At 65.2% G+C, this 20,463-nt stretch carries 21 protein-coding genes; 12 read left to right on the top strand and 9 right to left on the bottom strand.

The window, feature by feature from the left end; genetic code table 11:
* Positions 1 to 4: 4 nt before the first annotated feature.
* The 9 genes from ACTJKQ_RS11940 to hemP all read left to right on the top strand — a co-directional run bounded on the left by ACTJKQ_RS11940 (position 5) and on the right by hemP (position 7,715).
* Positions 5 to 325 carry an SWIB/MDM2 domain-containing protein gene (locus ACTJKQ_RS11940; protein WP_015014555.1) on the top strand — a complete coding sequence of 107 codons (321 nt, stop codon included), beginning with the start codon at positions 5 to 7 and terminating at the stop codon, positions 323 to 325.
* A gap of 270 nt (positions 326 to 595) precedes the next feature.
* Positions 596 to 2,818 carry a TonB-dependent receptor gene (locus tag ACTJKQ_RS11945; RefSeq protein ID WP_056063815.1) on the top strand — a complete coding sequence of 741 codons (2,223 nt, stop codon included), beginning with the start codon at positions 596 to 598 and terminating at the stop codon, positions 2,816 to 2,818.
* A gap of 66 nt (positions 2,819 to 2,884) precedes the next feature.
* Positions 2,885 to 3,577, top strand: coding sequence for a Fe2+-dependent dioxygenase (locus tag ACTJKQ_RS11950; RefSeq protein ID WP_440596929.1), 693 nt, complete (start codon positions 2,885 to 2,887; stop codon positions 3,575 to 3,577).
* Between the two features lie 115 nt (positions 3,578 to 3,692).
* Positions 3,693 to 4,835 carry an alpha-hydroxy acid oxidase gene (locus tag ACTJKQ_RS11955; RefSeq protein WP_440596930.1) on the top strand — a complete coding sequence of 381 codons (1,143 nt, stop codon included), beginning with the start codon at positions 3,693 to 3,695 and terminating at the stop codon, positions 4,833 to 4,835.
* A 136-nt stretch (positions 4,836 to 4,971) separates the two neighbouring features.
* Positions 4,972 to 5,244: a (2Fe-2S)-binding protein gene (locus ACTJKQ_RS11960; protein WP_440596931.1), complete on the top strand. Its 273-nt coding sequence runs from the start codon at positions 4,972 to 4,974 to the stop codon at positions 5,242 to 5,244.
* Between the two features lie 103 nt (positions 5,245 to 5,347).
* On the top strand, positions 5,348 to 6,037 hold the full coding sequence (locus ACTJKQ_RS11965) for an energy transducer TonB (protein ID WP_146871895.1): 690 nt from the start codon (positions 5,348 to 5,350) through the stop codon (positions 6,035 to 6,037).
* Between the two features lie 25 nt (positions 6,038 to 6,062).
* A complete protein-coding gene (locus ACTJKQ_RS11970) occupies positions 6,063 to 6,779 on the top strand; it encodes a MotA/TolQ/ExbB proton channel family protein (protein WP_056063831.1) in 717 nt (238 codons plus the stop codon).
* A 3-nt stretch (positions 6,780 to 6,782) separates the two neighbouring features.
* Positions 6,783 to 7,196 (top strand): ExbD/TolR family protein, encoded by a 414-nt coding sequence (locus ACTJKQ_RS11975; protein ID WP_015014562.1) that lies wholly within the window; start codon positions 6,783 to 6,785, stop codon positions 7,194 to 7,196.
* A gap of 294 nt (positions 7,197 to 7,490) precedes the next feature.
* A complete protein-coding gene (hemP, locus tag ACTJKQ_RS11980; RefSeq protein WP_056065088.1) occupies positions 7,491 to 7,715 on the top strand; it encodes a hemin uptake protein HemP in 225 nt (74 codons plus the stop codon).
* Between the two features lie 251 nt (positions 7,716 to 7,966).
* Here the strand turns inward: hemP and ACTJKQ_RS11985 are convergent, their stop codons facing one another.
* Complete coding sequence (locus tag ACTJKQ_RS11985) at positions 7,967 to 8,374, bottom strand: GlcG/HbpS family heme-binding protein (protein ID WP_015014564.1); 408 nt, start codon at positions 8,372 to 8,374, stop codon at positions 7,967 to 7,969.
* Positions 8,375 to 8,596: 222 nt separating this feature from the next.
* Between ACTJKQ_RS11985 and ACTJKQ_RS11990 the strand changes: the two genes are divergently transcribed.
* Both ACTJKQ_RS11990 and ACTJKQ_RS11995 read left to right on the top strand, forming a co-directional pair.
* Complete coding sequence (locus ACTJKQ_RS11990) at positions 8,597 to 9,292, top strand: Bax inhibitor-1/YccA family protein (protein WP_015014565.1); 696 nt, start codon at positions 8,597 to 8,599, stop codon at positions 9,290 to 9,292.
* 113 nt (positions 9,293 to 9,405) lie between these two features.
* Positions 9,406 to 9,780, top strand: coding sequence for a hypothetical protein (locus ACTJKQ_RS11995; protein WP_056063836.1), 375 nt, complete (start codon positions 9,406 to 9,408; stop codon positions 9,778 to 9,780).
* Positions 9,781 to 9,858: 78 nt separating this feature from the next.
* Here ACTJKQ_RS11995 and rlmD read toward each other — a convergent pair whose 3' ends face one another.
* From rlmD to ACTJKQ_RS12010, 3 genes are all read right to left on the bottom strand, one after another.
* Positions 9,859 to 11,322: a 23S rRNA (uracil(1939)-C(5))-methyltransferase RlmD gene (gene rlmD, locus ACTJKQ_RS12000; RefSeq protein ID WP_440596932.1), complete on the bottom strand. Its 1,464-nt coding sequence runs from the start codon at positions 11,320 to 11,322 to the stop codon at positions 9,859 to 9,861.
* Positions 11,323 to 11,379: 57 nt separating this feature from the next.
* Positions 11,380 to 11,676 (bottom strand): hypothetical protein, encoded by a 297-nt coding sequence (locus ACTJKQ_RS12005; protein WP_440596933.1) that lies wholly within the window; start codon positions 11,674 to 11,676, stop codon positions 11,380 to 11,382.
* Positions 11,677 to 11,768: 92 nt separating this feature from the next.
* Positions 11,769 to 12,242, bottom strand: coding sequence for an Lrp/AsnC ligand binding domain-containing protein (locus tag ACTJKQ_RS12010; protein WP_060985213.1), 474 nt, complete (start codon positions 12,240 to 12,242; stop codon positions 11,769 to 11,771).
* Between the two features lie 139 nt (positions 12,243 to 12,381).
* Here ACTJKQ_RS12010 and putA point away from each other — a divergent pair, with 139 nt between their 5' ends.
* Entirely contained in the window at positions 12,382 to 16,128 is a 3,747-nt protein-coding gene (gene putA / locus ACTJKQ_RS12015; protein ID WP_440596934.1) for a trifunctional transcriptional regulator/proline dehydrogenase/L-glutamate gamma-semialdehyde dehydrogenase, read from the top strand.
* A gap of 100 nt (positions 16,129 to 16,228) precedes the next feature.
* On the opposite strand, the gene ACTJKQ_RS12020 is transcribed toward putA, so the two are convergent.
* From ACTJKQ_RS12020 to ACTJKQ_RS12040, 5 genes are all read right to left on the bottom strand, one after another.
* Entirely contained in the window at positions 16,229 to 17,299 is a 1,071-nt protein-coding gene (locus ACTJKQ_RS12020) for a DUF6352 family protein (protein ID WP_440596935.1), read from the bottom strand.
* Positions 17,300 to 17,404: 105 nt separating this feature from the next.
* Positions 17,405 to 17,992 carry a 2'-5' RNA ligase family protein gene (locus ACTJKQ_RS12025; protein ID WP_440596936.1) on the bottom strand — a complete coding sequence of 196 codons (588 nt, stop codon included), beginning with the start codon at positions 17,990 to 17,992 and terminating at the stop codon, positions 17,405 to 17,407.
* 79 nt (positions 17,993 to 18,071) lie between these two features.
* Positions 18,072 to 19,688, bottom strand: a complete 1,617-nt coding sequence (gene guaA, locus ACTJKQ_RS12030) for a glutamine-hydrolyzing GMP synthase (RefSeq protein ID WP_108500092.1) — start codon at positions 19,686 to 19,688, stop codon at positions 18,072 to 18,074.
* Positions 19,689 to 19,700: 12 nt separating this feature from the next.
* On the bottom strand, positions 19,701 to 20,135 hold the full coding sequence (locus ACTJKQ_RS12035; protein ID WP_056063857.1) for a type II toxin-antitoxin system VapC family toxin: 435 nt from the start codon (positions 20,133 to 20,135) through the stop codon (positions 19,701 to 19,703).
* Positions 20,132 to 20,389, bottom strand: coding sequence for a type II toxin-antitoxin system Phd/YefM family antitoxin (locus tag ACTJKQ_RS12040; RefSeq protein WP_056746479.1), 258 nt, complete (start codon positions 20,387 to 20,389; stop codon positions 20,132 to 20,134). Before ACTJKQ_RS12040 ends, ACTJKQ_RS12035 begins: the two co-directional genes overlap by 4 nt.
* Positions 20,390 to 20,463 lie beyond the last annotated feature (74 nt).

Here is a 20,463-nt window from a genome sequence, read left to right on the forward strand (position 1 = left end):
CAACATGGCAACTGCAAAAAAAGCTCCGGCAACCACAGCCCCAGCAGCCAAGAAGGCCGCTGCACCCGCCAAGAAGCGGACCCCTAACGCCGCTTTCATGAAGGCGCTCACGCCCAGCCCCGCGCTGGCCGCTGTGGTGGGCTCGGCTCCTCTGCCGCGCACGGAGATCATCAGCAAGCTGTGGGTCTACATCAAGGCCAACAACCTGCAGGACGCCACCAACAAGCGCAACATCAACGCCGACGCCAAGCTCAAGGAGCTGTTCGGCAAGCCACAGGTCTCCATGTTTGAACTGGCTGGCCTGATCGGCAAGCACGTCAAGTAAGCCCTGGCGCTTTGCGACCCGCGTCGCACCCGTAAAAGAACCGGCTCTGCCGGTTTTTTTACGCCCACACCCTGTCGAAGTGTGGCGCGCCCGCATCAATGCAAATGAGAATGACCCGCATTTGATGTAACATAAAGCTGCACGACGACGCACAGCCATGTTGATCTAGCCACTGCCTCTCGCCTGCTCTTGGTGCCCCTGCGCGCCACCTGCACACCCCTATTGACGGAGGCCCTCTTGGCTAAATCTCGCGCCCAGCGCCGCAGCGGCATGCTGCGTTCTTCTCCCGCATTCGTTGCTTCTCCCGCCACCCTGTCGCCCCAGGCTTCGCAATCCGACAGGGCCTTGCTGCCACTGGGCGCGCTGATGCTGGCCGCCTCGATGGGCGCCATGGCGCAGACCGGCACATCCGAGACCACCCTGTCCACCGTGACGGTGAAGGAAGCCGCTGAAGTCCAGGGCAAGGACACCCTGCTCATCAAGAAGACCACCGTGGGCAAGGGCAAGCAGGACATCAAGGACATTCCCCAGTCCGTGACGGTGTTCACCGAAAAGCTGATGAACGACCGCAACCAGGACGACTTCCGCGAAGTGCTGCGCACCACGGCGGGCGTGACCTTCCAGTCCGGCGAGACTGGTGAAGAGGACGTGCGCCTGCGCGGCTTTTCGCTGGGCCTGGCGGGCGACATCTACGTGGACGGCATGAAGGACGCCCCGCTGATCGAGCGCGACACCTTCAACAACGACCGCATCGAAGTGCTCAAGGGCTCGGCCTCCATGCTGTTCGGCAAGGGCTCGACCGGCGGCGTGGTCAACCAGGTCAACAAGTACCCGCTGCTGATCGACCAGCACGAAGCCGGCTACACACTGGGCACCGGCAAGTACCACCGCGCCACGGGCGACTTCAACTGGGTGACGGGCGAGAACTCGGCCTTCCGCCTGAACGCCATGGTGCAGGAGTACGACAACTACGGTGCCAAGCAGGACAAGCGCGGCATTGCACCCACCTTTGCCTGGGGCATCGGCACGCGCGACGAGTTCTCCGTCGGGCTGTACTACCTCGAATCCAAGGGCCGCCCGCTCTACAACCACCCCTGGCGTCTCTCGGCCGACGGCAAGATCAACATGCCACTGGAAGCCGGCAAGTACTACGGCCTGGCCAGCGACCACAACGACACCACATCGCAGTACGTCACGCTGGGCCACATCCACCGCTTTGACGACAGCGGCGAGCTGACCACGCGCCTGCGCTACGGCAAGTACGAGCGCGACCTGCTGGCCAGCACCATCGGCTTCCAGAACAGCGCCATCACGCTGGACCAGATCAACAGCAACACCGTGCTGACCCGTGGCTCCAAGGGCCGCGTGGGCGAGAGCAATGTGCTGCAGGTGCAAAGCGACTACAGCAACACCTACAACTGGGGTGGCAAGAAGCACGCGGTGCTGACCGGCGTGGACTACTACGACGACGACGCCAAGCGCAACCAGAACTACGCCAACACCACCACCCGCCCCACCACCACGGTGGGCACGCCCAACGACGGCGCGTGGGTGGCCGACGGCCGTGCGCCGGTGCAGTGGAACACGTTCACATCGCGCAACCTGGGCCTGTACTTCCAGGACACGGTCTCGCTGAGCGACACGCTCAAGCTGGTCGGCGGCCTGCGCTACGACAACTTCCGCGCCGCGTACCACAACGCCGCAGGCAGCCTGAGCAACTCGCGCTCCGACAGCCTGTTCAGCCCCCGCGTGGGAATGATCTTCCAGCCTGACGAGCTGACCTCGTACTACCTGTCGTACGGCACTTCGTACAACACCTCGGGCGACACCTACCAGTTTGGCAACCCCGGCACCACCACGGCGCGCACCGCCAACACCGACCCAGAAAAGAGCCGCAACATCGAAGTCGGCGGCAAGTTCGAGCTGTTCGAGCGCCGCGCCCTGCTGGGTGTGGCCGCCTTCTACAGCCAGAAGTACAACGAGCGCAACACCGACCCCGACACCGCTGCCGCGCAAGAACTGCTCTCGGGCAAGCGCCACGCCACCGGCATGGAGTTCAACCTGGCGGGCCGCCTGACGCCGAAGTGGGAACTGTTCTTCAACCACACCTGGATCCCATCGGCCAAGATCGACAAGAGCAACGTGGTGCTGGCCGCCAACGGCGGCGGCGCGCAGGTGCAGGGTGATCGACCCGGCCTCACGCCCAAGCACAGCGGCAGCGTGTGGAGCACCTACGCCGTCACCTCCAAGCTGCGTGTGGGTGCTGGCCTGACATACCGCGCCAAGCAGAACCCCGAGGGCTCGCGCGCCGTGTACGCCAGCGGCTTTGCGGTGGTGGACGCCATGGCCGAGTACGCGTTTGACGACAAGACCTCGCTGAAGCTGAACGTGAGCAACCTGTTCGACCGCACGTATGCCGAAGGCCTGTACCGCGGCTTCTACACGCCCGGCGCCCCGCGCGCTGTGCAGCTGACGCTGAAGACACGCTTCTGACGCACCTCTGAAGTCCCTCGAATGAACCGGCCCCGGCACTGCCCGGGGCCGGTTCACAATGGCTCCATGTTCCTGCACATCCAAGACGTTCTCACCGCCGACGAGGTCGCGTTCTTCCGGCAAAAGCTCTGGGCGGCCGACGCCCCCTGGGTGGACGGCGCCCGCAGCGCGGGCGGCCAGGCGGTGCACCAGAAAAACAACCTGCAACTCGCACAAGCCAGCGAGCTGTCCGCCCAACTCCAGGGCCTGGTCAAGGCCGCGTTGAATCGCAACGCCCTCTTCTTTTCGGCCGCACTGCCGCGCCGCATCTACAACCCGCTGTTCAACAAGTATGGCGATGGCGCCAACTACTATGGCAACCATGTGGACAGCGCCGTCATGCACTCCCGCGCCGACAGCTGCTGGGTGCGCAGCGACCTGTCGTGCACGCTGTTCCTCACGCCGCCCGAGGACTACGACGGTGGCGAACTGGTGATTGCCGAAGCCCTGGGCGAGAAGCGCATCAAGCTGCCTGCGGGCGACATGATCCTGTACCCCAGCAGCACCGTGCACCAGGTCGCGCCGGTCACGCGCGGGCACCGCGTGAGCAGCTTCTTCTGGGTGGAGAGCATGGTGCGCGGGCTGGAGCAACGCCAGTTGCTGTTCGACATGGACATGGCCCTGCTCAAGCTGCGCCAGACCCACGGCGACACCGACCCGTCGGCCATCGCGCTGTCGGGCACGTACCACAACCTGCTGCGCATGTGGGCCGATGTGTGAACCGCAGGCCCCTACCCCACGGCTGCGACCGAGGGTATGAGACACCCCGCAAGAACTATTATTTTGATAGCACCCAGCGCATGATCCACTAGCGCTTGGTGCTATTTTTGTTTGTATGACCCAATTTCCTGCACGGCACACCATCCCCCCGGGCCTGGTCACCCTGGCCGACAACGAGCAACACGCACGCACGCAGCTGGACGACAACGCCTGGGCGTACTTCAGCGGCGGCGCGGCCGACGAGATCAGTCTGCACGCCAACCGCAGCGCCTGGGACGCCCTGCCCCTGTGGCCCCGCGTGCTGCGGCCGCTGGCGGGTGGGCACACCCGCGTGCCCCTGCTGGGCCGCACGCTGGCGCACCCCATCCTGCTCGCACCCGTGGCCTTCCAGCGCCTGGCGCACCCCGACGGCGAACTGGCCATGGCCTATGCCGCAGCGGCGCTGGGCGCGGGCGTGGTGCTCAGCACCCAGGCCAGCGTGTCGCTGGAGAGCGTGGCCCAGGCCGTCCTGCCCGACCCGGGGCGCGGCCCGCTGTGGTTTCAGCTGTACCTGCAACCTGACCGTGGCTTCACCCAGTCTCTGGTGCAGCGTGCCGAAGCGGCCGGCTATGAGGCCCTGGTGCTCACGGTGGATGCCCCCACCAGCGGCGTGCGCGACCGCGAACGGCGTGCGGGCTTTCGGCTTCCGCCCGGCGTGGGCCCCGTCAACCTGGCAGGCCTGCAGGCACCCGCGCCTTCCGCGTTGGGCCCCGGCCAGAGTGCCTTGTTCGACGGCCTGCTCCACCATGCGCCCACGTGGGACGACATCGCGTGGCTGCAGTCCATCACCCGGCTGCCGGTGCTGCTCAAGGGCGTGCTGCACCCCGCCGACGCGCGCCAGGCCGTGTCGCTGGGCGCTGCGGGCCTCATCGTGTCCAACCATGGCGGGCGCACGCTGGACACGGCCCCTGCCACCGCCACCGCGCTGCCCCGTGTGGTGCAGGCCGTGCAGGGCAAGGTGCCGGTGCTGGTGGACGGCGGCATCCGGCGCGGCACCGATGTGCTCAAAGCCATGGCGCTGGGCGCCTCCGCCGTGCTGGTGGGGCGCCCCGCCGTGTGGGGCCTGGCCAATGCAGGCGCTGCGGGCGTGGCCCATGTGCTGCGCCTGCTGCGCGACGAGCTGGAGGTCGCCATGGCCTTGACCGGCTGCGCCACCCTTGCCGAAGCGACTTCCGCGCTGTTGGACGGCCACGACGAGCCCGCCGCGGGCGCGATCTGAGGCCCGGGGTATCGGCAGCTCCACACGGGCAGGTGCGCCTTCCCCCTGTCGGCAGGAATGATTTATTGCAAATGCGATAGATTCGTATTTATAATCTCAATCATCCTTTCAACAGCCAGCCACACTGCCTGCCGCCATGATCGTCTGTGTTTGCCGCCGGGTTTCGGACCGTGAGATTGCCCGCCATGCCCGTGCCGGCATGAGCTTCGATGAGATCCAGTTCGAACTGGGCGTGGCCACCCAATGCGGATGCTGCGAAAGCTGCGCCCGCGACGTGGTGGCGCAGTGCAGTGTCTCGAACCCGGTAGCCGCCTTGCGCAACGATGCGGCGCCGCAGACGATCCAGCTTGCCAGCTCCATCCTGGAAAGCAAGTCATGGAACTCCTCTCTACCCTCGCGGGCAGCCTGATCCTGGTCGCAGGTTCGGCCTGGTGGATCTTTCGCAAATAATCCGGGTTTACCCGGCAACGCCCGCCCTATGCTAGGGGCGGCGCTGCCCTTCCTTTCTTTTTATGTCTCACCCTGATCGTTTCGCCCCCCCTGGCGGTGTGAGCCGCAATGCAGTGATCGTCGGCTCCGTGGTGGCGCTGCATGTGGCGGGCATCTGGGCCCTGCAGTCCGGCCTGGTGCGCAAGGCGGCCGAGGTGATCGTGCCGGCCGAACTGCTCAGCGAATTCATCGCGCCGCCCGCCCCGCCCAAGGTCACCCCGCCGCCACCGGCACCACCGCCCCCTCCCAAGCCAGCGCCCAAGGCCGCGCCGCGCCCGGCACCGATGCCCGTCGCCATTGCCGACCCCACGCCAGCGCCCAATGCCCCCACCGGCATCACCACGCCCCAGCCGCCCGCCCCGCCCATCGAGGCCCCCGTGGCGCCCCCGGCCCCCGCGCCTGCGCCACCGGCGCCAACCGCACCACCCAAGATCGAGCTGCCGTCCAGCGACGCGGCCTATCTCAACAACCCCAAGCCCAGCTACCCCGCCATCAGCAAACGCATGGGCGAGCAAGGCAAGGTGGTGCTGCGGGTGCTCATCGGCACCGATGGCGTGCCGCAAAAGGTCGAGGTCAACAAGTCCAGCGGCTTTGACCGGCTGGACCGCCAGGCCCAGGACGCCGTGATGCGCTGGCGCTTTGTGCCCGGCAAACGCAACGGCGTGCCCGAGGCCATGTGGAACCTCGTCCCCGTCAACTTTGTTCTCGAATAAACCAATCACCGCTCAGGGAGTTTTCATGGAATCGCAATTCGGCATCGCCAACGTCTGGATCCAGGGTGACTTTGTCACCCGCGCCGTCGCCATCCTGCTGCTGGCCATGTCGCTGGCCTCGTGGATCGTCATCCTCATCAAGGCACTGGACATCATCAAGTTCAAGAAACACGCCCGCGCCGCCCAGGACTTCTGGCACAGCGAGGACTTTGCCGCGGGCTTGACCAAGCTGGGCGCCGACCCGACCAACCCCTTCCGCCACCTGGCGCTGGAAGGCCGCGAAGCCACCGCCCACCACCGCAACACCAAGGCCCACTTGCACGACAGCCTGGACGTGAGTGACTGGGTGACCCGCTGCCTGCGCAACTGCATCGACGAGTTCACCGCCCGCCTGTCCTCGGGCCTGGCCATCCTGGCGTCGGTGGGCTCCACCGCCCCGTTCATCGGCCTGTTCGGCACCGTGTGGGGCATCTACCATGCGCTGCTGGCCATCGGCACCTCGGGCCAATCCACCATCGACAAGGTGGCCGGCCCCATCGGTGAAGCGCTGATCATGACCGCGCTGGGCCTGGCCGTGGCCATCCCGGCGGTGCTGGGCTACAACGCGCTGGTGCGCGGCAACAAGTCCATCCTGAACGGCCTGAACAGCTTTGCCCATGACCTGCACGCCTACTTTGTGACCGGCGCCCGCGTGAACGCAGGCGAGCCTGGCAAGGTGCTGCCCATGAAGAAAGGCGGCTAAGCCATGGCCTTTGGAACCCAAGACGACACCGATGACGTGATGAACGAGATCAACATGACGCCCCTGGTGGACGTCATGCTGGTGCTGCTCATCATCTTCATCATCACCGTGCCGGTGATGAAACACGCGGTGAACGTGGACCTGCCCCGCGCCACCAACCAGCCCGAGAACGTCAAGCCCGAGACCGTGCGCCTGTCGGTGTCGGCCGATGGCAAGTTCTTCTGGAACGAGTCCCAGGTGTCGGAAGAGGAACTCTTCCCCCGCCTGCAGGCCGAGGCCGCCAAGGAGCCCCAGCCGGACCTCCACATCCGTGGCGACAAGAACGTGCGCTACGAATTTGTGGCCCAGGCCATGGCGGCCGCGCAACGCGCTGGCGTGCGCAAGATCGGGTTTGTAACCGACCCGCAGGGCCAGTAAAGACACGGCGAAAGTCACCGGCCCGGTCCCTGCCCATCTTGGCCAGCCCACCCGTCGTGGGCGCGCTAGCAGGCACCAGGGAACGCTGGGCCCGTGCAGCGGGCTCGCAGCCCCCTGCACTGCGCCCAGGGCGCACGAACCCTTGCCCCGCGCCCCAGGGCGCTGCTCAAAGCCTCGCCCTTGCATCGGATGCAGGGCGGAACCAAGAACAAAAAGAAACACACCGTTCGCTTGACTTGTAATTGCGAATCGTTATCATTAACAAAACGCACTGCAATGACCCAGGAAAACTCCATGCAAGCCTCCCTGACCTCCGCCCCGCTCCGCCGCGCCGTGCCGGCTGACTCCGCAGACGCATCGGCATCTGGCGAGGCCCCGTCGTCCGGCGCGCATTGCGCCACTGCTGCGCTGGACAGCAGCGTGCTGCTGCAAGGGCACAAGACCGTCGCCATCAGCCACAACGGCTCGGTGTACCGCCTGCAGGCCACCAAGCTGGGCAAGCTCATCCTGACCAAATAGTTTCATCGTGGGGCGACTCCCGGGCTTGCAACAAGCTCGCAAGGGTCGTTTTTGCCAGCCAACGGGTTTGCTCCCGCGTAGCCAGGCTTTTTTTGCCGCCCCCGACCCTGCCAACAAAAAACCGGCCCACAGGCCGGTTTTTTCATGCTCCCAGAGGGTTTTGAAGCGCTTTCAGCCCCATGCGCTAGTGGAACATGCGCTCGAAGCTATCAAAATAATAGCAACCGCACTCCCTGCCGGGAGCCCCCAAATCAGAGGCCCAGGGCTGCAATGCCCGCGCGGGCGATCTGTGCATCTTCGGTGGACTTCACGCCGCTCACGCCCACGGCACCCAGGCACTGGCCGTCCTTCATGATCGGCACGCCGCCTTCGAGCAGGCCGTCAATGGTGGGCGCGCTCAGGAACGAGGTACGGCCGCCGTTGATCACGTCCTCGTAGACCTTGCTTTCGCGGCGGCCCAGAGCGGCCGTGCGGGCCTTGGAAGGGGCGATGTGCGATGACACTGCTGCGGCGCCGTCCAGGCGCTGCAGCCACAGCAGGTGGCCGCCATCGTCCACGATGGCGATGGTCACGGCCCAGTTGTTCTTGAGGGCCTCGGCTTCGGCGGCAGCGGCCACGGCCTTGACGTCGGCCAGTTCGAGTTCGTGCTTGGTTTTCATGAAAGGATCCGAAAGTGGGAGAGGAAACCGGGCCGCACAGGCCGCCCCGGCACGCAAAGAGAACCGAGCATACCGGCATCCCCGGCGCCGTTGCCCTCAGCCAGGGTGAAAGTATCCTTACCAAAAGTAGGTGACCGGGTGCGGTCATTGCAAAGCAAAAAAGCATCACCACCTAGAATTTGTGATGTCTGCGTCGTGCAGGCCAACAAGGAGAGACACAAGATGAATGACCAAGTCACCACCCTGGGCCACTCTGCGGGCTATGGCATCTCGCAGGAAGAGCGCCACAAGGTGCTTCGCAATACGTACTGGCTGCTGGCCCTGAGCATGATCCCCACGGTGCTGGGCGCCTGGATCGGCGTGGCCACCGGCATCACCCGCTCGCTGACCGGCGGCCTGGGCCTGATCGTGTTCCTGGGCGGCGCGTTCGGGTTCATGTTCGCCATCGAAAAGACCAAGCGCTCGGCCGCAGGCGTGCCGGTGCTGCTGGCCTTCACGTTCTTCATGGGCCTGATGCTGTCGCGCATGATCGGCATGGTGCTGGGCTTTAAGAACGGCACCGACCTCATCATGACGGCCTTTGCCGGCACGGCCGGTGTGTTCTTCGTGATGGCCAGCCTGGCCAGCGTCATCAAGCGCGACCTCTCGGGCATGGGCAAGTGGCTGATGGTGGGCGCGCTGGTGCTCATGGTCGGCGGCATCATCAACGTGTTCGTCGGCTCCGGCGTGGGCATGATGGTGATCTCGATGCTGGCCATCGGCATCTTCAGCGCCTACATGCTGTATGACCTGAAGCAGATCCTGGACGGCGGCGAAACCAACTACATCAGCGCCACGCTGGCCCTGTACCTGGACATCTTCAACGTGTTCCAGAGCCTGCTGGCCCTGCTGGGCATCATGGGCGGCGAGCGCGACTGAGCCCTGCCAGTCCCTTGACCTCCATCAAAAGGCTCCCTCGGGAGCCTTTTTTGTGGGTCGCGCCCCAGGATCAAGCCTCAATAGCGCGGCCAGTGTGCCGATAATACAAGTACATGTATCCACAAAGCCCTTCCACCGCATTGCGCCTGATGGTTCTGGCGGGCCTGTTGCTGCTTGCAGGCTGCGACAAGATCCCGGGCCTGGGCCCCGACCCGCGCGTGGCGCAACGCGATGCCGAGGCCAAGGCCATCGGCGGTGCCTGCCGACACGCACTGCGGGGGCTGGAAGACTGCTACACCCTCAACCCCAAGGCCTCCAAGGCCTCGGTGTTTGCGGGCTGGAAGGACATGGACGCCTACATGCGTGAGAACAAGATCGAGGGCACGCCCTCGGTGCTGGGCAAGGTGGAAAAGCCCGAACGCAGCGAACGCGCGCCCGACATCGAAACCGAACCCCGCGACCCCGCAGCCAGCCGCAACCGCAGCTGATATTGCGCGGGGGAATTAAGGCCACGGGACGGAGGGCTGCGCCCTCCCCTTCCTGAAGCCTCTTTCTGGCAACCGGACTCAAACCCGCTCGAACACCGCCATGCTCTCCACATGGGCCGTGTGCGGGAACATGTTGATCATGCCCGCCGCCGTGCACCGGTAGCCGGCCAGATGCACCAGCAGCCCGGCATCGCGCGCCAGGGTGGCTGGGTTGCAGCTCACGTACACAATGCGCTTCGGGGGCGTCCAGCCTTCGGCCCCTGCAGGCAAGGGGCCAGAGCCCTCGGCGCCAATGCGGGCCTGTTCAATGTCCGCCAGCGCCTTGGCCAGCGCAAACGCCCCTTCGCGTGGTGGATCCACCAGCCACTTGTCGGCAGTGCCGTCGGCCACCAGCATCTCGGGCGTCATCTCGAACAGGTTGCGCGCTACAAAATCCGTAGCTGCCAGCGCTTTGTGGTCCGGCGCTTGGACCTGATTCAATGCATAGTTCTCACGCGAGCGGGCCACCAGGGCCTCGCTGCCCTCGATGCCCAGCACCTCGCGCGCCTGCGTGGCCAGGGGCAGCGTGAAGTTGCCCAGGCCACAGAACCAGTCGATCACGCGTTCGTGGGGCTGCACGTCCAGCAGGCGCAGCGCGCGGCTCACCAGCACGCGGTTGATGTGCGGGTTCACCTGGGTGAAGTCCGTGGGCTTGAAAGGCATGGTGATGCCGAAGTCTGGCAGTGCGTACGACAGCTGCTCGCCGCCTTCGTCCAGCAGCTTCACCGTGTCCGGGCCCTTGGGCTGCAGCCACCATTGCACATGGTGCTCCGCCGCAAAGGCGCGCAGCCGGGCTATGTCATCGGTGCTCAGCGGCTCCAGGTGGCGCAGCACCAGCGCGGTCACGGTGTCACCGCAGGCCAGCTCGATCTGTGGGCAGGTGTCGCGGGCATCCAGGCTGGCAATCAGTGCCCGCAGGGGCATCAGCATGGCATCGACATGCGGGGGCAAGATCTTGCAGGTCTGCATGTCGGCGATGTAGCGGCTCTTGCGCTCATGAAAGCCCACCAGGACCTGGCCCTTCTTGATCACGTGGCGCACCGCCAGGCGGGCGCGGTAACGGTAGCCCCAGGCGGGCCCCTCGATGGGACGCAGCATGGTCTCGGCCTTGACCTTGCCCAGGTGCCAGAGGTTGTCTTCCAGCACCCGCTGCTTGACGGCCACCTGGGCGCCCACGTGCAGGTGCTGCATCTTGCAGCCGCCACAGGCGCCTGCGTGCAGGCCAAAGTGGGGGCAATCCGGCCGCACGCGCTGGGACGACTCGCGGTGGATCGCTACCAGGCTGGCCTGCTCCCAGTTGTTCTTCTTGCGGTGGGTGTTGGCGGTTACCAGCTCGAATGGAAGGGCACCATCGATAAAGACCACTTTGCCGTCGGGCTTGCGGGCAACGCCCTGGGCGTCCAGGTCCATGGACTGCACGTGCAGCCAGCCTTCGGGCAGGTCGCTTTGGGAATTCTGCTCGGTGGGTTCAAACGAGGGGGATAGTTCTTTCGGTTCGCTCATCCCCCGATTGTCTCAGGCGCGGCACGCCCACTGGCCGCACCCTGCGAACTGTCCGTTTCAGCCCCGGTCAGCACGCGCAGGCCGCATGCCCCCGGGCGCGGACACGGCCGTGAGTGGCAGCTTGTTGATGGTGAGTTCACAGCCAAAGTTGTCGGGCAAAAACACGAGGGTCGAGCCCGGGGCCACCAGGGGCAGGGTTTCGTGGATCTGCCGTGACATGTCCACCGGCGGCACCGGGGCGCGGTACACGATGTCCTTGTCAGGGCCATAGACGACGTAGCAGGATGCAGCGGCCGTCTGGCTGAACAGGGCAGCCACCAGGGCTGCGGCGGCATAGGGGAAAGCGGTCGTCATGGTGTAGCTCCTCATGCAAGCAGATCTGCAGAGAATTATGCGGGCTTCTGCCAGCACCGCCAATCCGGTAGGTGTACGCGCATGGTGTGGAGTCAGCGCAGGTACAGGTGGTTGGTGTGCTTGACCTCTTCCATCACCGCATAGGTCCGCGTCTCGCGCACGCCGGGCAGCTGCCACAGCACGTTGCCCGCAAACACGCGATAGGCATTCATGTCGGCCGATCGCGTCTTGAGCAGGTAATCAAACCCGCCCGCCACCATGTGGCACTCCATGATCTCGGGGTGCACCTGCACGGCGGCCTTGAACTGGTCGAACACATTGGGCGTGGTGCGGTCCAGCAGCACCTCCACGAACACCAGCATGCCCGCGCCCAGCTTCAGGGGGTTCAGGCGCGCCTCGTAGCCCAGGATGAAGCCATCGCGCGTGAGGCGCTGCACCCGCGCCAGCACGGCCGTGGGCGACAGGGCCACCGCCTCGGCCAGCTTGAGGTTGGCAATGCGGCCGTCCTCCTGCAGGATTGACAGTATCTTGCGGTCAATCCGGTCGAGATCGGGTTCTGCTTGCATCTTGATTAGCGATTAATTCGGTGTAGAAGCCAATTTTCGACCATTTATTCACCACCAACCCAAGGATCATCGCCAATAACGCGCCCCACCAACACTTTCCCCCGTGTTGGGTCCCGCCAAACCCCTGAAAGACTCCGCCATGACGCAGCCCTCCGCCCCGTTTGCAGACTTCGCGCCCCGCACGCCGCTGAACAACCCGCTGCGCGCCGCCATCACCGCCGCCACCCGCCGCCCCGAGCCCGAAGCCCTGGCCCCGCTGTTGGCCCAGGCCCGACTTCCTGCCGATCAAGCGGCGTCCGCCGAGCAACTGGCCCTGCGCATTGCCAAGGCGCTGCGCGAACGCAAGGCCAGCGCCGGGCGCGCGGGCATCGTGCAGGGGCTGCTGCAGGAGTTTTCGCTGTCGTCGCAGGAAGGCGTGGCGCTGATGTGCCTCGCCGAGGCGCTGCTGCGCATCCCCGACAAGGCCACACGCGATGCGCTGATCCGCGACAAAATCAGCCACGGCCAGTGGGATGCCCACCTGGGCAAGAGCCCGTCGCTCTTCGTCAACGCCGCCACCTGGGGCCTGCTCATCACCGGCAAGCTGGTGGCCACGCACAGCGAAGGCAGCCTGGGCAACTCGCTCAGCCGCCTGATCGGCAAGGGCGGCGAGCCGCTGATCCGCAAGGGCGTGGACATGGCCATGCGCATGATGGGCGAGCAATTTGTGACCGGCGAGACCATCGACGAAGCCCTGCGCAACGCCCGCACGATGGAGGCCGAGGGCTTTCGCTATTCGTACGACATGCTGGGTGAGGCCGCGCTGACCAGCGAAGATGCCAAGCGCTATTACGCGTCGTATGAGCAAGCCATCCACGCCATTGGCAAGGCCTCTGCTGGGCGCGGCATTTACGAAGGCCCCGGCATCTCCATCAAGCTCTCGGCCCTGCACCCGCGCTACAGCCGCGCACAGTTTGGCCGTGTGATGGATGAGCTGTACCCGCTGGTGTTGCGCCTGACCGCGCTGGCCAAGCAGTACGACATTGGCCTGAACATCGACGCCGAAGAAACCGACCGCCTGGAGCTGTCGCTGGACCTGCTGGAGCGCCTGTGCCACGAGCCCACGCTGGCGGGCTGGAACGGCATTGGCTTTGTCATCCAGGCCTACCAAAAGCGCTGCCCGTTCGTCATCGACTACGTGGTGGACTTGGCCCGCCGCACCCAGCGCCGCCTGATGGTGCGCCTGGTCAAGGGCGCGTACTGGGACAGCGAAATCAAACGCGCCCAGGTCGATGGCCTGGAGGACTACCCCGTCTACACCCGTAAGGTGCACACCGACATTTCGTACATCGCCTGCGCCAAGAAGCTGCTGGGCGTGCCGGAAGCCGTGTACCCCCAGTTCGCCACCCACAACGCCGAGACGGTGGCCACCATCTACCAGCTGGCGGGCAGCAACTACTACGCCGGGCAATACGAGTTCCAGTGCCTGCACGGCATGGGCGAGCCGCTCTATGAGCAGGTGGTGGGCGCCATCACTGCGGGCAAGCTGGGCCGCCCCTGCCGCATCTACGCCCCCGTGGGCACGCACGAAACCCTGCTGGCCTACCTGGTGCGCCGTTTGCTCGAAAACGGCGCCAACACCTCGTTTGTGAACCGCATTGCCGATGAAACGATTGCGCTGGATGAGCTGGTACGCAGCCCCGTGCAAGTGGTGGACCAGCAAGCTGCGGCAGAAGGCACTGCGGGCCTGCCCCACCCCCGCATTGCCACGCCCCAGGGCCTGTATGGCGCGCACCGCACCAACTCGCGCGGGCTGGACCTATCGAACGAAAACACGCTGACCGAGCTGGCCACCACCCTGCAAGCCACTGCCACCCATGCCTGGACCTCCGCCCCCCTGCTGGGCGCCGATGCCCCCGCAGGCCCAATGCAGCCCGTGCGCAACCCCGCCGACCACAGCGATGTGGTGGGTACCGTGCAAGAGGCCACTACCGCCGATGTGGACCAGGCACTGGCCCACGCCCAGGCCGCCGCAGCCCCCTGGGCCGCCACCCCGCCCGCCGAGCGCGCTGCCGCCCTGCTGCGCACCGCCGACCTGCTCGAAGCCCGCATGCAGCCCCTGCTGGGCCTGCTGATGCGCGAAGCGGGCAAAAGCGCCAGCAACGCCGTGGCCGAAGTGCGCGAGGCGGTTGACTTCCTGCGCTACTACGCCGCCCAGGTGCAAAGCACCTTTGACAACGCGACCCACATCCCGCTGGGCCCGGTGGCCTGCATCAGCCCCTGGAACTTCCCGCTCGCCATCTTCATGGGCCAGGTGGCGGCCGCGCTGGCCGCTGGCAACCCCGTGCTGGCCAAGCCCGCCGAACAAACCCCGCTGATCGCCGCCGAAGCCGTGCGCCTGCTGTGGCAAGCCGGTGTGCCCCGCGCCGCCGTGCAGCTGCTGCCCGGCCAGGGCGAAACCGTGGGTGCGCGCCTCATTGGCGACGCCCGCGTGATGGGCGTGATGTTCACCGGCTCCACCGAGGTCGCCCGCATCCTGCAGCGCACAGTGGCCGGGCGCCTGGATGCCGCAGGCCGCCCTATTCCGCTGATCGCAGAAACCGGTGGCCAGAACGCGATGATCGTGGACTCCTCCGCGCTGGTGGAACAGGTGGTGGGCGATGCCGTGTCGTCGGCCTTTGACAGCGCAGGCCAGCGCTGCTCCGCCCTGCGCGTGATGTGCGTTCAGGAAGAAGCCGCCGACCGCGTGGTGGAGATGCTGCAGGGCGCCATGGGCGAACTGCGCGTGGGCAACCCCGGAGCGCTGCGTGTGGACGTGGGCCCCGTCATCGATGCCGAAGCACAAGCGGGCATCGTCCGACACATCGAGAACTTCAAGGCCAAGGGCCATCGGGTGTTCCAGCACCCGAACCATGTGTCGGCCGCCGGCGTACAAGGCACCTTCGTTCCCCCCACATTGATCGAACTGAACCACATCGGCGAGCTGCAACGCGAAGTCTTCGGCCCCGTGCTGCACCTGGTGCGCTACGCCCGCAACGACCTGGACCAGTTGCTCGACCAGATCAACGCCACCGGCTACGGCCTGACGCAAGGCATGCACACCCGCATCGACGAAACCATCGCCCGCGTGGTCAACCGCGCCCATGCTGGCAACGTGTACGTCAACCGCAACATGGTGGGCGCCGTGGTGGGCGTGCAGCCCTTTGGCGGCGAAGGCCTGTCGGGCACGGGGCCCAAGGCAGGCGGGCCGCTGTACCTGCTGCGCCTGGTGTCGCAGCGCCCGGCCGATGCGCTGGCGCGCACCTTTGCCGACGCCGACCGCACTACGCCGCCCGAGGAGGCAGTGCGCGAGCGCCTGCTGGCGCCTCTGGCCACCTTGCAGCAATGGGCGCAGCTCCAGGGCAATGCAGCCCTGGCCAACACCTGCCAACAGTTTGCCCAGCAAACCCAAAGCGGCACCGCCCGCACCCTGCCCGGCCCCACGGGCGAGCGCAACGTCTACACCCTGGCCCCCCGTGCCCGGGTGCTGTGCCTGGCGCGAAGTGTGGATGACCTGCTGGTACAGACTGCGGCCGTGCTCGCCACCGGTGGCACCGCCCTGTGGCCCAACGCCCAGGCCCACCTGCGCACGCCATTGCCCACGCTGGTGCAGGCGCAGATCCAGTTGCAGGACAACACGCTGAACGACGGCACGCTGGAGCTGGATGCCGTGCTGCACCACGGTGACGCCCCCTCGCTGCAGGCCGTGTGCACCGCCCTCGCCCGCCGCGCGGGGCCTATCGTGGGTGTGACGGCACTGCAGCCCGGTGCCACGGACATCCCGCTGGAGCGCCTGCTGATCGAGCGCGCGCTGAGCGTGAACACAGCCGCAGCTGGCGGCAACGCGAGCCTGATGACAATTGGATGACGGCCCAGCATCGGGCCATCATCCAACCCGGAGAAATTTGAATAAAATTGGCTGCTAGCGCTTATTCATCAAGCGCTATTAGCTATTAATTTAATAGCACTCAAGATACAGATGCCAGCGGCAGATTGAGCAACAGGTTCTGCGGCTTGATGCGCACCACACCCTCGACGTTGGTCGCCAACCCCAAATACACCGGCTTGCCCGCCACATCGGCGCGCATCTCGGCCGGGTTGGCAAAGGTCAACGTGAACAGGCTCACCAGCCGCGCCATGCGCTCAGGCTCCACGGGCCGGTCATGGTACAGGTCGTTGAGGATGGCGGTGGACTCCACATCCAGCCCCACATGCCAGCGCCAGGCGCTGTCGGTGACCTCGTGCACAGGCTCGATCAACACTTGCACGCCCAGCAGGTGGACGACCCAGCGCTCCAGCACCCGGGCCAGTGCCTTCAGGCCGGATCGGGCGCGGGTCATCTTGAAGGTCAGGCCATGGCTCAGGTCCTGTGTCAGCTCATGGGTCAGGTCGAGCAGAAAGTGGTGGCGGTCACTCTCCCGCCAATATTGCGCCGCGTTGTAGGCCGACAGCACCTTGACCTGCGCCGTGGGCTGCAGCGCACCGCTTTGCAACAGCAAGCGTCCCACCTCGCCCAGGCCCGCAGTTTCGTTGAGCATGTCGAGCGTCGCCCGGTCGCCTGCCAGCATTTGCCCGTCTTGCAAGGTGATGCGCTGCGGCCGAAACAGCATCTCGGCAGCGCGGGCTTCAAAGGCGTCGTTGCAGTTGTCCAGCACATTGCGCAGCAGGGCCTGCACCACGGCGTCGATGAACACGGCGGGCACATTCACCGCCCCACTGCGCATGAGCTGCAGGTAATAAGCCTCCAGCGTGCCGGCGGCCAGCAGGCCATCGCGGAAGCGCAGGAACACGGTGTAGTTCTCGCGCGCGTCTTCGTCCTGCAATGCAGCCAGCTCCGCAGAGGTGACCGCCCGCGCGGGTGACACCTTGAGCGATTCATGCAGTGCGATCTCTACAGCGCACGACTCCGGCACCAGCGCCAACTCTGGTCGGGCCAGCAGCCAACGCAGGTATCCGTCGGTGGGGGGCAGCCAGCCACGGGCATCGCGATCCAGCGTTTGGAAACCACAACCGGGCCAGAAATCGTGAAGTGTCGTCATGAAGAAATGAGAGAGCCAATGACCTCAGAGGATGGTAGCCGCGGAAGCTTCCGCACCACGACGCAGCACAGCGAGTACGCATTGGTATCCGCTTGCTTCGCAACATCACCAGTCAAGAAAGACCTGTTGCCGTGCCTTCAAGGTCCAGTGCGCGAGCACATCATGCCTGCTCAGGCCGTAGAGGCTGTCTACCAAGGCAAACTGCGTCACGGTCCACGCCACGGGAGCAACCACCATTGGGTCAATGCGTTCGTGCTTGTAGTGCAAAGTCATGTGCGGGTGGAAATGGCTGCGGATCTGAGTTTCTGCAAACCCCAAGCGGCGCATCGTGTTGCCAAGCGCATGTTGAAATCCTCGCAATTCACGCGCAGCGCCTGCTTGTGGCGCCAGCTCGACGGTGCCGAAAGTCCCCTTTTCAAAGCCGCCCCGGGACTGCAGCACGTCGAGGCGGACCCCAAACGGTTCGTAGTCCATGGCGCTACCCGCCGCCAGCGCCAAGTCGATTACCTCTCGGGGGATGCTGTTCAGGAAGCGCCCCAGGTAATGGAGCGTGATGTGCAGCCGATCCAAGGACATTGGCTCGCCTCTGCCCGCCCCACAGGGTCCTTGGAGGCGCTGCAGTAACCTCTTGGCCATCTCGGCGGCAAGCGGCGTAGGGGAAAGAAAATAGTAGAGGTCGTGAAGCTGGGACATGGCACACAAAGCTCCGGAAGATCCGTCGCATTGTGCGCCAATACTGTTTAAATAACCAGTATTTTGATTTACCCCCCACTCACTCCCATTCAATCGTCGCTGGTGGCTTGCTGCTCACGTCGTACGTCACGCGGTTGATGCCACGCACTTCGTTGATGATGCGGCCTGACACCTTCTTGAGCAGCGCGTAGGGCAGTTCGGCCCAGTCGGCGGTCATGAAGTCGCTGGTCTGCACGGCGCGCAGGGCCACCACGTAGTCATAGGTGCGGCCATCGCCCATCACGCCCACGCTCTTGACGGGCAGGAACACGGTAAAGGCCTGGCTGGTGAGGTCGTACCAGGTCTTTCCTGTAGCTTCGTCCTTGAAGTTACGCAGCTCTTCGATAAAGATCGCGTCAGCACGGCGCAGCAGGTCGGCGTATTCTTTCTTCACCTCGCCCAGGATGCGCACGCCCAGGCCGGGGCCGGGGAAGGGGTGGCGGTAGACCATGTCGGGCGGCAGGCCCAGGGCTACGCCCAGTTCGCGCACTTCGTCCTTGAACAAATCGCGCAGGGGTTCCAGCAGCTTCAGGCCCAACTGCTCGGGCAGGCCGCCCACGTTGTGGTGGCTCTTGATGGTGACGGCCTTCTTGCTCTTAGCGCCGCCGGATTCGATCACGTCGGGGTAGATCGTGCCCTGGGCCAGGAAGGTGGCGCCCTTGTGGCCACCGGTGCCTGCCTTGAGCTTGGCGGCCTCGGCCTTGAACACGTCCACAAACAGGCCGCCGATGATCTTGCGCTTTTGCTCGGGCTCGCTCACCCCCGCCAGCTTGCCCAGGAACAGGTCGCTGGCGTCCACGCGGATGACCTTGGCGTGCAGCTTGCCCTCGAACATGTCCATGACCATGTCGCCTTCATTCAGGCGCAGCAGGCCGTGGTCAACAAACACGCAGGTGAGCTGGTCACCAATGGCGCGGTGGATCAGCGCGGCAGCCACGGACGAATCCACGCCGCCCGACAGGCCGAGGATCACCTCCTCATCGCCCACCTGCTCGCGAATCTTTTGCACAGCCTCTTCGATGTAGTCGCCCATGACCCAGTCGGCACGGGTGCCGCAGATGCCCAGCACAAAACGCTCCAGCAAGGCGCGGCCCTGCACGGTGTGTGTGACTTCAGGGTGGAACTGCACGGCGTAGTAGTGGCGGCTTTCGTCGGCCATGCCAGCGATGGGGCACGAGGGTGTGGAGCACATCACCTTGAAGCCCGGGGGCAAGGCAGTGACCTTGTCCCCGTGGCTCATCCACACCTTGAGCATGCCGTGGCCTTCGGGCGTGGCGAAGTCTTCGATGCCCTTGAGCAGTTCGGTGTGGCCATGGGCGCGCACTTCGGCGTAGCCAAATTCGCGGGTGTTGGAACCCTCGACCTTGCCGCCCAACTGCTGGGCCATGGTCTGCATGCCGTAGCAGATGCCCAGCACGGGGATGCCGAGTTCAAACACCGCATCCGGCGCCTTGTCATCCACCTCGTACACGCTGGCGTGGCTGCCCGACAGGATCACGCCCTTGAGCGAGCCGTCCTTGGCATAGTCGCGGATCCACTCGTCGGTCACGTCGCAGGGGTGCACCTCGCAGTACACATGGGCCTCGCGCACGCGGCGGGCGATGAGCTGGGTGACTTGCGAGCCGAAATCGAGGATAAGGATTTTCTGGTGTTGCATGGTGGTGGTCCGTCAGAGGCTGGAGAGATCAAGAAGCGGGACGCCGCTGCGCTGGGCGGCAGCGATCTGGTGAGAATCAAAGGTGGCCAGAGGCAGGCGCAGCGAGCGCGCCAGCCACAGGTACGCAGCATCAAAGGTGGGCAGGCCGGTTTCCAATGCCACGTCGAGCACGGCTTTGTGCTGGGCAGGGGCCAGTTCGTGCAATTCGACGCGGTGACGAATGGCTTCGAGCACGCCCCACAGGCCTTCGACGGAAGCGGCTGGAATGCGCCCGCTGTTCACACCGGTGGCCAGTATGTTGTGGCACTCCCAGTGCCAGAGGTTGGGCGCCTGCGGCTCGACCTCATCGCGGCGGATCAGGGCGTACAGGCGGCGGGTGTGTTCGCTGGCCGCGTCCGGCAACAACCAGGCGGCAGTGACCGAGGCATCGAGCACGAAAGCGGTCATGCAGTGCTCCGCCCTGCACGGCGCAAGCCATCCACTGTTGTTGACCCAGCGGGTTGAATGCTGGCATGCAACACATCCATCTGGCCAAGTTCGCGCGCAATCTGTTCGTCAGAAATCACTGGGCGGCGGCGCACCGGCAGCATGCGTACTACCTCTTTGCCGTGACGGGTGATGCGCACTTCCTCGCCCTGCTCGACCAGTTCGATCAAGGCAGAGAACTTGCTTTTTGCTTCGTAGATGCCAACGGACTGCATAAATAAAAAAGTCTGGCCTGAATGGTGAATTCAGACCAGACTATATCAGTCTGACCAGATTTTTTCAATCAGGC

The organism is Acidovorax sp. 22279 (genome assembly GCF_052045435.1).
Taxonomy (GTDB): Bacteria; Pseudomonadota; Gammaproteobacteria; order Burkholderiales; family Burkholderiaceae_C; genus Acidovorax; species Acidovorax delafieldii.

What these genes read in the sequence shown, in the direction of transcription:
- ACTJKQ_RS11970 (WP_056063831.1), top strand. Translation starts at nt 6,063, where the DNA reads ATGGAATCGCAATTCGGCATCGCCAACGTCTGGATCCAGGGTGACTTT.
- ACTJKQ_RS11955 (WP_440596930.1), top strand. Translation starts at nt 3,693, where the DNA reads ATGACCCAATTTCCTGCACGGCACACCATCCCCCCGGGCCTGGTCACC.
- ACTJKQ_RS11950 (WP_440596929.1), top strand. Translation starts at nt 2,885, where the DNA reads ATGTTCCTGCACATCCAAGACGTTCTCACCGCCGACGAGGTCGCGTTC.
- ACTJKQ_RS11960 (WP_440596931.1), top strand. Translation starts at nt 4,972, where the DNA reads ATGATCGTCTGTGTTTGCCGCCGGGTTTCGGACCGTGAGATTGCCCGC.
- ACTJKQ_RS11975 (WP_015014562.1), top strand. Translation starts at nt 6,783, where the DNA reads ATGGCCTTTGGAACCCAAGACGACACCGATGACGTGATGAACGAGATC.
- ACTJKQ_RS11985 (WP_015014564.1), bottom strand. Translation starts at nt 8,374, where the DNA reads ATGAAAACCAAGCACGAACTCGAACTGGCCGACGTCAAGGCCGTGGCC.
- hemP (WP_056065088.1), top strand. Translation starts at nt 7,491, where the DNA reads ATGCAAGCCTCCCTGACCTCCGCCCCGCTCCGCCGCGCCGTGCCGGCT.
- putA (WP_440596934.1), top strand. Translation starts at nt 12,382, where the DNA reads ATGACGCAGCCCTCCGCCCCGTTTGCAGACTTCGCGCCCCGCACGCCG.
- ACTJKQ_RS11990 (WP_015014565.1), top strand. Translation starts at nt 8,597, where the DNA reads ATGAATGACCAAGTCACCACCCTGGGCCACTCTGCGGGCTATGGCATC.
- ACTJKQ_RS12040 (WP_056746479.1), bottom strand. Translation starts at nt 20,389, where the DNA reads ATGCAGTCCGTTGGCATCTACGAAGCAAAAAGCAAGTTCTCTGCCTTG.
- ACTJKQ_RS12035 (WP_056063857.1), bottom strand. Translation starts at nt 20,135, where the DNA reads ATGACCGCTTTCGTGCTCGATGCCTCGGTCACTGCCGCCTGGTTGTTG.
- ACTJKQ_RS12025 (WP_440596936.1), bottom strand. Translation starts at nt 17,992, where the DNA reads ATGTCCCAGCTTCACGACCTCTACTATTTTCTTTCCCCTACGCCGCTT.
- ACTJKQ_RS12020 (WP_440596935.1), bottom strand. Translation starts at nt 17,299, where the DNA reads ATGACGACACTTCACGATTTCTGGCCCGGTTGTGGTTTCCAAACGCTG.
- ACTJKQ_RS12005 (WP_440596933.1), bottom strand. Translation starts at nt 11,676, where the DNA reads ATGACGACCGCTTTCCCCTATGCCGCCGCAGCCCTGGTGGCTGCCCTG.
- ACTJKQ_RS11965 (WP_146871895.1), top strand. Translation starts at nt 5,348, where the DNA reads ATGTCTCACCCTGATCGTTTCGCCCCCCCTGGCGGTGTGAGCCGCAAT.
- rlmD (WP_440596932.1), bottom strand. Translation starts at nt 11,322, where the DNA reads ATGAGCGAACCGAAAGAACTATCCCCCTCGTTTGAACCCACCGAGCAG.
- ACTJKQ_RS11995 (WP_056063836.1), top strand. Translation starts at nt 9,406, where the DNA reads ATGTATCCACAAAGCCCTTCCACCGCATTGCGCCTGATGGTTCTGGCG.
- ACTJKQ_RS11945 (WP_056063815.1), top strand. Translation starts at nt 596, where the DNA reads ATGCTGCGTTCTTCTCCCGCATTCGTTGCTTCTCCCGCCACCCTGTCG.
- ACTJKQ_RS11940 (WP_015014555.1), top strand. Translation starts at nt 5, where the DNA reads ATGGCAACTGCAAAAAAAGCTCCGGCAACCACAGCCCCAGCAGCCAAG.
- guaA (WP_108500092.1), bottom strand. Translation starts at nt 19,688, where the DNA reads ATGCAACACCAGAAAATCCTTATCCTCGATTTCGGCTCGCAAGTCACC.
- ACTJKQ_RS12010 (WP_060985213.1), bottom strand. Translation starts at nt 12,242, where the DNA reads ATGCAAGCAGAACCCGATCTCGACCGGATTGACCGCAAGATACTGTCA.